Origin of the sequence: Mesorhizobium sp. M7A.F.Ca.US.006.01.1.1, assembly GCF_003997935.1 — a bacterium.
GTDB lineage: Bacteria > Pseudomonadota > Alphaproteobacteria > Rhizobiales > Rhizobiaceae > Mesorhizobium.
In genome coordinates, this window is sequence record NZ_RZQL01000053.1 from 21,769 (window position 1) to 30,580 (window position 8,812).

At 64.6% G+C, this 8,812-nt stretch carries 9 protein-coding genes; 8 read left to right on the forward strand and 1 reads right to left on the reverse strand.

Annotated elements, in window-relative coordinates:
* The first annotated feature begins 122 nt into the window (after positions 1-122).
* From obgE to EN943_RS12140, 5 genes are all read left to right on the forward strand, one after another.
* Complete coding sequence (gene obgE / locus EN943_RS12120) at positions 123-1,154, forward strand: GTPase ObgE (RefSeq protein ID WP_127412798.1); 1,032 nt, start codon at positions 123-125, stop codon at positions 1,152-1,154.
* Positions 1,155-1,158: 4 nt separating this feature from the next.
* The gene (gene proB, locus EN943_RS12125) at positions 1,159-2,331 is read left to right on the forward strand and encodes a glutamate 5-kinase (protein WP_127412799.1); all 1,173 of its coding nucleotides are present in this window, start codon (positions 1,159-1,161) and stop codon (positions 2,329-2,331) included.
* A 3-nt stretch (positions 2,332-2,334) separates the two neighbouring features.
* Positions 2,335-3,621: a glutamate-5-semialdehyde dehydrogenase gene (locus tag EN943_RS12130; protein ID WP_127412800.1), complete on the forward strand. Its 1,287-nt coding sequence runs from the start codon at positions 2,335-2,337 to the stop codon at positions 3,619-3,621.
* Between the two features lie 27 nt (positions 3,622-3,648).
* Positions 3,649-4,281 (forward strand): nicotinate-nucleotide adenylyltransferase, encoded by a 633-nt coding sequence (locus EN943_RS12135; protein WP_245475784.1) that lies wholly within the window; start codon positions 3,649-3,651, stop codon positions 4,279-4,281.
* 68 nt (positions 4,282-4,349) lie between these two features.
* Entirely contained in the window at positions 4,350-5,633 is a 1,284-nt protein-coding gene (locus EN943_RS12140; RefSeq protein WP_127412801.1) for an MFS transporter, read from the forward strand.
* Positions 5,634-5,642: 9 nt separating this feature from the next.
* Here the strand turns inward: EN943_RS12140 and EN943_RS12145 are convergent, their stop codons facing one another.
* Entirely contained in the window at positions 5,643-6,479 is an 837-nt protein-coding gene (locus tag EN943_RS12145) for a mechanosensitive ion channel domain-containing protein (protein WP_127412802.1), read from the reverse strand.
* Positions 6,480-6,721: 242 nt separating this feature from the next.
* Between EN943_RS12145 and rsfS the strand changes: the two genes are divergently transcribed.
* The 3 genes from rsfS to EN943_RS12160 all read left to right on the forward strand — a co-directional run.
* On the forward strand, positions 6,722-7,099 hold the full coding sequence (gene rsfS / locus EN943_RS12150) for a ribosome silencing factor (protein ID WP_013529073.1): 378 nt from the start codon (positions 6,722-6,724) through the stop codon (positions 7,097-7,099).
* Positions 7,100-7,126: 27 nt separating this feature from the next.
* Positions 7,127-7,609 (forward strand): 23S rRNA (pseudouridine(1915)-N(3))-methyltransferase RlmH, encoded by a 483-nt coding sequence (gene rlmH / locus EN943_RS12155; RefSeq protein WP_127412803.1) that lies wholly within the window; start codon positions 7,127-7,129, stop codon positions 7,607-7,609.
* Positions 7,610-7,733: 124 nt separating this feature from the next.
* The coding region (locus EN943_RS12160; protein WP_127412804.1) for a hypothetical protein at positions 7,734-8,812 on the forward strand (1,079 nt) is incomplete at its 3' end.

An 8,812-nucleotide genomic window follows, 5' to 3' on the forward strand; every position in this document is an offset into this window, starting at 1 on the left:
CCGGCCAACCCCACATGGCCATTGTCACAAAACGGCCTCGCCCTTCGCCGCGCCTTGGTTTAGAGCAAGGGCCAAGGTTTAGAGCAATGCCGCAAAGCCACTAGTAGAAACTGTACAATCCCATGAAATTTCTCGATCAAGCCAAGGTCTACATCCGCTCCGGTGACGGTGGCGCCGGTTCGGTGTCGTTCCGGCGCGAAAAATTCATCGAGTTCGGCGGGCCGGATGGCGGCGATGGCGGCCGCGGCGGCGATGTCTGGCTGGAGGCGGTCGACGGGCTGAACACGCTGATCGACTACCGCTACCAGCAGCATTTCAAGGCCAAGACCGGCGTCCACGGTATGGGCCGCAACATGACCGGCGCCAAGGGCGCCGACGTCACGCTGAAAGTGCCGGCGGGAACGCAGGTGTTCGAAGAAGACAACGAGACGCTGATCTGCGACCTGACCGTGGTCGGCCAGCGCTTTCTGCTGGCCAAGGGCGGCAATGGCGGCTTCGGCAATCAGCATTTCAAGACCTCGACCAACCAGGCGCCGCGCCGCGCCAACCCCGGCCTGCCGGGCGAAGAGCTCAACATATGGCTGCGGCTGAAGCTGATCGCCGATGCCGGGCTGGTCGGGTTGCCGAATGCCGGCAAGTCGACATTCCTGGCCGCCGTCACCGCGGCCAAGCCGAAGATCGCCGACTATCCGTTCACGACGCTGCATCCTGGCCTCGGCGTCGCCCGCATCGATGCGCGCGAATTCGTCATCGCCGATATTCCGGGGCTCATCGAAGGCGCGCATGAGGGCGTCGGCATCGGCGACCGCTTCCTTGGCCATGTCGAGCGCACGCGCGTGCTGCTGCATCTGGTTTCGGCGCAGGAGGAAAATCCGGGCAAGGCCTACAAGACCGTGCGCGCGGAGCTCGAGGCCTATGGCAACGGCCTGACCGACAAGGTCGAGATCGTGGCGCTTTCCCAGGTCGACACGCTCGATGCCGATGCACGCAAGAAGAAAGTCGCCTCGCTGAAGCGCGCCGCCGGCCGCGCGCCGATGCTGTTGTCGGCGGTCACCGGCGAGGGTGTCGAGGCGGTGTTGCGCGCGCTGATGTCGGTGGTGGCCGAGGCGCGTGCGCAGATCGCTGCCCCGGTCGAGACGCGCTGGGACAGATAGGACGATGCAGTCGCTGAAAAAATATCGGCGCATCACCGTCAAGATCGGCTCGGCGCTGCTCGTCGACCGTGCGACAGGCCTGAAGCGCGACTGGCTGGCCTCGCTCGCCGACGACATCGCCGTGCTGGCCCAGGGCGGCGCGGAAATCCTCGTCGTCTCGTCCGGCGCCATCGCGCTTGGCCGCACAATCCTTGGTCTCGGCAAGCGGGCCTTGAAGCTCGAGGAGAGCCAGGCCGCGGCAGCCGTCGGGCAGATCGCACTGGCCGGCGCCTGGTCGGATGCGCTTGGCAAGGACAGCCTGAAATCGGGCCAGATCCTGCTGACGCTCGGCGATACCGAGGAGCGCCGCCGCTACCTCAATGCGAGGGCAACGATCTCGACGCTGCTCAAGATGAAGGCGGTGCCGGTCATCAACGAGAACGACACGGTGGCGACATCCGAAATCCGCTATGGCGACAATGACCGGCTGGCGGCTCGCGTCGCCACCATGATGGGCGCCGATCTTTTGGTGCTGCTCTCCGACATCGACGGGCTCTATACGGCGCCGCCGGCGCGCGACCCCAACGCCAAATTCATTCCGGTGGTCGACCGCATCACGCCTGATATCGAGGCGATGGCGGGTGCGGCCGCTTCCGAACTGTCGCGCGGCGGCATGCGTACGAAGCTCGATGCCGGCAAGATCGCCACCGCCGCCGGTACCGCGATGATCATCACGTCGGGCACTCGGCTGTCGCCGCTGATGGCGATCGAACGCGGCGAGCGCGCTACTTTCTTTCGGCCGAGCAGCAACCCGGTCAAGGGCTACAAGACCTGGATCGCCGGCCAGCTCGAGCCAGCCGGCCGGCTTACGGTCGATGCCGGCGCCATCGGCGCGCTGCTGTCGGGCAAGTCGCTGCTGCCGGCCGGCGTCAAGCTGGTCAGCGGCAATTTCTCGCGCGGCGACACGGTGGCGATCCTGTCGCCCGAGGGCCGCGAGATCGCGCGCGGGCTGGTTGCCTACGATGCCGCCGATGCCGTAAGGATCGCTGGCCTGAAGACGGCCGAGATCGAAACAGTGCTCGGTTATGAGGCGCGCTCGGCAATGATCCACCGCGACGACCTTGTGGTGAGCCATTCCGGTGACCAAGTCAGGGCCGGTGACCATGTAGAGGCCGGTGGCGCTATAAGCGGAGGATGAGCCATGCTGAAACTGCATGAAAAATCCGGGGATGATACTGTCGCGCTGATGGCCGATATCGGCCGCCGCGCCCGCGCTGCCGCCCGACCGCTGGCCATCGCCGCGACCGCCGCCAAGAATGCTTCACTTCTCGCCATGGCCGAGGCGATCGTGGCTCGTGAGCGGGACATCCTCGACGCCAACGCCATCGATGTTTCGAATGGTCATGAATCCGGGCTTTCCGCCTCCTTCATGGACCGGCTGAAGCTCGATCCGGCGCGCATTCGCGTCATGGCCGACGGCATCAGGGAAATCGCTGCCCTGCGCGACCCGGTTGGCGACGTGATCGCGCAATGGGATCGGCCGAACGGCCTGCATATCGAGCGCGTGCGCACGCCGCTCGGCGTCGTCGGCGTCATCTATGAGAGCCGCCCCAACGTCACCGCCGATGCCGGTGCGCTGTGCCTCAAGGCCGGCAATCCGGTGATCCTGCGCGGCGGCTCGGATTCGCTCAATTCTTCCGCCGCCATCCACGCCTGCCTGGTCGAAGGGCTGAAGCAAGCGGGCCTGCCGGAGGATGCCATCCAGCTGGTGCCGACCGCCGACCGCGCCGCCGTCGGCGAGATGCTGAAGGGGTTGGGCGGCAACCTCGACGTCATTATCCCGCGCGGCGGCAAAAGCCTCGTCGGGCGGGTGCAGAGCGAGGCGCGGGTGCCGGTCTTCGCGCATCTCGAAGGCATCTGCCATCTCTACATCGACCGTTCGGCCGATCTCGAAATGGCGGTGCGGATCGCCGTCAACGCCAAGATGCGGCGCACCGGCGTCTGCGGTGCCGCCGAGACGCTGCTGGTCGACCGGGCGGTTGCCCCCACGCATCTGGTGCCGATCCTCGACGCCCTGCGCGCGGCCGGCTGCGAAATCCATGCCGATGCCGAGGTGCTGAAAGTGTTTTTCGACGCCAAACCGGCGACCGATGCCGACTGGATCACCGAATATCTCGATGCCATCATCGCGGTAAAACTGGTCGACGGTATCGGTGGTGCGATCGACCACATCGAGAATTTCTCCTCACATCACACCGAAGCGATCGTCGCCGAGGATGCGCAAACCGTCGAAAAATTCTTCAACGAGATCGATTCGGCGATCCTGCTGCACAACGCCTCGACGCAGTTCGCTGATGGCGGCGAGTTCGGCATGGGCGCCGAGATCGGCATCGCCACCGGCAAGATGCATGCGCGCGGACCGGTCGGCGTCGAGCAACTGACCTCGTTCAAATACCGCGTGTGCGGGTCGGGACAGGTGAGGCCTTGAATCTTTTCGTCGTCAGAGCCTGAGGCAATGCTGGCATCTTCCGAACCGGCGGTACCCTCCCGTTACCTGAAGATGCCGCATGCCGAAAAAGGCCTCGCCGTCGGTCTGTTCGGCGGCTCGTTCAATCCGCCGCATGCCGGCCATGCGCTGGTCGCAGAGATTGCGCTCAGGCGCCTGGCGCTCGACCAGTTGTGGTGGATGGTGACACCGGGCAATCCGCTGAAGAACACCAGGGAGTTGGCGCCGCTCGGCGAACGGCTGCAGCTGTCCGAGCAGATCGCCAAGAACCCGAAGATCAAGGTTTCCGCCTTCGAGGCGGCGCATCACGTCCGCTACACCGCCGACACGCTGGCGCTGGTCAAGGCGCGCAATCCCGGTGTCGACTTCGTCTGGATCATGGGTGCGGACAGTTTGCGCGATTTCCACCGCTGGCAGCGCTGGCGCGAGATTGTCATGACTTTCCCGATCGCCGTCATCGACCGCCCGGGCGCGACGCTGTCGTTCCTGTCCTCGGTCGTCGCCAAGACTTTCGACTATGCCCGCATCGACGAGGGCGATGCGCCGCGGCTTGCCCGCATGAAGGCGCCGGCCTGGACCTTCATCCACGGCCCCCGCTCGTCGCTGTCGTCGAGCGCGATCCGCAAGCTGGCGAAGGGGTGAGCCCGGCCGCCCGGCCATGTCGCTTTTATCGCTCCCTTTGCCTGTTTGATGGGCAATCCTGAGCAGGCATGTCGATTCCCAGGAAAAACCGCAGCGAAGCCGAGCAGGGCGCCGAGCCCACGCCGCTGATCGCGATTGCCAGCGTCATCGTGTCGATGGCGCTGATTGCCGTCGGCAACGGGCTGATGTTTGCCTATATCCCGGTCCGGCTTGGCGCTGAGGGTTTCGATCCGACCTGGGCCGGGCTGATCATCACCGGACTTTCGGCCGGCGGGCTGGCCGGCTGCATCCTGACCGGACCGCTGGTGCGAAGGGTCGGCCATGCCCGAGCCTTCATGGTACTGTCGGCGCTGATCGCGCTGGCCAACGCCGCTGTCGGCGCCGGGGTCCATCCGCTGCTGTGGATTGCCGCCCGCGCGCTCTACGGCTTTGCCATATGCGGCCTGTTCATCGTCGCGCAGAGCTGGCTGAACGATGCCGTTGCCAACGCCATCCGCGGCCGGGTGATGGCTTTCTTCTATGTCGCCTATGTCGCCGGGCTCGGCGTCGGCTACGCGACGCTGGCGCTGGTCGACATCAGGACGGCGGATGCGCCGCTGATCGGGATCGTCTTCACGGCGCTGTCGATCCTCCCCGTCGGGATGACCAAACTTGCCCAGCCGCCGGCACCGCAGGCGGCCTCGGTGGCGCTCGGCCGCGCCTGGCGGGTTTCACCGGTCGGCGTCGCCGGCATGCTTGCCGTCGGCGGCCTGTCGATGTCGATTGCTGGCTTCGCGCCGATCCACGCCACGGCCAAGGGCTACAGCCAGGCCGATGTGGCGCTGCTGCTTTCGGCGATGCCTCTCGGCACGCTAATCCTGCAGATCCCGCTTGGCTGGATTTCCGACCGAACCGACCGCCGCTATGTGTTGATCGCCGCATCCGCGCTTGCCATGGTCGCCGGCCTGTTTGCGCTCGGGTTCGATGGCGGCGCGTTGGCCGCGTTGGTTGTGATCTATATCGTGTGGGACGGCGCCTCGGAATCGATCTATTCGCTGGCCAGTGCGCATGCCGCCGACCGCGCCGGCAAGGACGACATGGTGGCGCTGTCCAGTTCGCTTTTGTTTGCCTGGTCGTTGTCGGGTTTCGTCGTGCCCGGCATTGTGACGGCGCTGTCGGCCGTCTTCGGAACCCAGGCTTTCATCTATGTGGCTGTTCTCATCGCTGCAGCCTTCTGCCTGTTCGTGCTTTTGCGTGTGTCCACGACGCGTGCGGTCCCGGTCGGTGAAACCGGCAGTTTCGCACCGATGACGGCGCAGGCGCCATTGCCGGTCGAACTTGCCTTCGCGCCGGACGATGAGGGCCGGCACTGAGCCAACCTACTATTGTCGACGGGCTTCCGGCGGCGGCAGCGGGATCGATATGCCTTCGCTATCGAATTCCTGTTTGGCGCGCTTGGTGAGATCGGTCTGGGTGGCGAAGAAGTCCGCCGACGATGTCCAGTAGCGCAAGGCAATCGAAACGGTGCTTTCGCCCAGTGTCGCAACGAAAGTGATCGGGGCCGGCTCACGCTTGATCCGCCGCTCGGCGCCGGCAATGGCAAGCAAAGTCTTCTGAGCGCGGTCTATGTCGTTCCAGAAGCCGATGCTGAGCGTGATGTCGCTTCGGCGCACGCCGTTGCGCGAAAAGTTGCGCACCGGCTGGTTCCACAGTGTCGAATTGGGCGCCAATATGTAGACCCCGTCGGCCGTCCTGAGCTTGGTTGCGAACAGGCCGATCTCCTCGATCGTACCGGCAATCGAACCGACCTCGACGGACTCGCCGATGCGAAACGGCCGTAGCGCCAGAAGCATGATGCCGGCGGCGATGTTCTGCAGCGTGCCTTGCAACGCCAGGCCGATGGCGAGGCCAATGGCACCGATCGCGGCAATGATCGAGGCCGTCTGCACGCCGAACTGGCCGAGCACCATGATGGTGACGAGGATCAGGATGGCGTAGCGGACGATCTTGGAGAAGAAATGCCGCAACGTCGCGTCGAAACCATGGATGTGGCCGAGACCGGCAAAGATCGAACGTTCGGCAAGGCCGGCGACGATGTAGCCGACAATCAAGAGGATGACGGCACCGATAGCCGAGAAGGAGTACGAAACAATCAGCGTGCTCAGTTGGGCGAGGCCAGCCTGGACGCTGAGGAAGGCGTTTTGCGGGTCGATCGGCATGGGGGAAATCCGGTTGGTCGATGAGCCGATAACCCATGCCGACGGTGAGGGTTCCGATCTTTTCCGGCATGCGGCGGAACCACAGCAGCGACAATACGTTCGTGCGAGGCAGGGTCCCGTCTTGAAACTGTCAGGGAACTCTGCCTATCTAAGCGGTGTCACCTGCTTCAAGGGGTGATTTGGTTGTTCTTGCTGCGAAAGGAAATACACTGAGAACAGCACTGCGGAAGAAGGCCGATATCATGCCTTCGCCGGCCAGGATCAGCGTAGACGACGCCGTGTCCCGCGCCATCAAGACAGTCCTTGCCAGTCTGGAAGACTCCAAGGCCGAAAACATTGTCTCCATCGACATCCAGGGGAAATCGAGCCTCGGCGACTACATGGTCGTCGCTTCGGGCCGATCGCACCGTCATGTCGCGGCTGTCGCCGATCATCTTCTCAAAGCGATCAAGGATGCCGGTCTCGGCACTGCGCGCGTCGAGGGGCTGTCCGGCGCCGACTGGGTCCTGATCGATTCTGGCGACATCATCGTCCATGTCTTCCGCCCCGAAGTCCGCGAATTCTACAATCTCGAAAAGATGTGGCAGGCGCCGGACCTCGAGGAAGAAACGCTCCACTAAGTCGTTCGCGCGGCTTACAAGGCGAGGATGAAGATATCAGTTCATGCCGTGGGCCGGATGAAAGCCGGCCCCGAAAAGCTGCTTGCCGACCGCTATTTCGAGCGCTTCGCCAAGAGCGGTCCGGCGGTGGGGCTTGAATTTGCCGGCATTGCCGAGATCGCCGAGGGGCGCGGCCAGACCGCCAACGAGCGCCGGCGCGAGGAAGGCCAGAAACTGCAGACGCAGCTGCAGCCCGGCACCGCGCTGATCCTGCTGGACGAACGCGGCAAAAGCTTTTCCTCGGAAGATTTCGCCGGGCGCCTCGGCCTGTTGCGTGACGGTGGCCGCAAGGCGCTGGTTATCGCCATCGGCGGCGCCGACGGCCACGATCAGTCGCTGCGCGACCAGGCCGAACTGGTGATGTCGTTCGGATTGCTGACATGGCCGCATCAACTGGTGCGCGTGATGCTGGGAGAGCAGCTTTATCGGGCGGCCACCATCCTTTCGGGACATCCCTACCATCGCTCGTGAACCGGTGAATTGGTGCGACGCACCCGGAATTCCGCCCCAATGTCGAGGCATGATTGCATCGAGTGGACGGTTTCGAACATGGTTGATTGTTCGTTAACGAAGCCGCGCATAGAGTCGGGCTTCAATGTCTGAAGACAGAAAATCAAGAACGGGCTCATGGCGCGCGCGCTGCGGCATCGCGGCGGCGGTGCTTGTGCTGTCGCTGCATGCGGGACGGGCGGAAAACACGCTCGACATGGCTCCCGATCCGGATCAGAGCCGGGCCGAATACGAACGGGTCTCGAAGGAGATCACGCTGTCGTCCGAACGATTGGCCAAACTCTCCGCCGACATCGCGACGATCAAGAAGGATCACGCCTCGATCACCGCCGCATTGATCCAGTCGGCGATGACCGAGCAGAAGCTCGGCCAGGACATCGAAGACATCGGCGCCAGGCTGGAAGGGCTGAAGGGCCAGGAGCAGAAGATCCGCGCCTCGCTGATGGCGCGGCGCGACGTTCTGGCCGAAGTGCTGGGCGCGCTGCAGCGCATGGGCCTCAACCCGCCGCCGGCGATCCTGGTCAAGCCCGAGGACGCGCTGTCGTCGGTGCGCAGCGCCATCCTGCTCGGTGCCGTGGTGCCGGAACTGCGCCAGCAGACCGATAGCCTGCTCGCCGATCTCAAGGAGCAGACCAGAATTACGGCGTCGATCGAGGCCGAACGGGCGCGGCTGACGGCGGCGGTCGGCGACCAGACGGCGGAAAAGAAACGGCTCGGCATGCTGCTGGAGGCCAAGCAGAAGCTCGAAGCCGACACGCAGACGCAAATGGCCGCCGAAAAGCAGCGATCCGAAGCGCTGGCGGCCAAGGCCGGCAGCCTGAAGGAGTTGATCGCGTCGCTCGAAGCGCAGGCCGACAAGAGCCGCAAGGCTGCCGATGCGGCCAAGGCCGCCGAGCAGAAGACGGCGGACGGCGACAAGACATCAGCGCCGGCGGAACTGGCGTCGCTGCCCGTTCCGGAAAGCAACCAACTTGCCGCCGCGGTGCCCTTTTCGGCGCTGCAGGGACAGATCGCGCTGCCGGTGACCGGCCGCATCAAGCGGCGATTCGGCGCCGATGACGGTAACGGCGCGGTGATGCTTGGCGACATGGTTGCGACACAATCGGGAGCCATCGTTACCGCGCCGGCGGATGGAAATGTGCTTTATGCGGGGCCGTTTCGCTC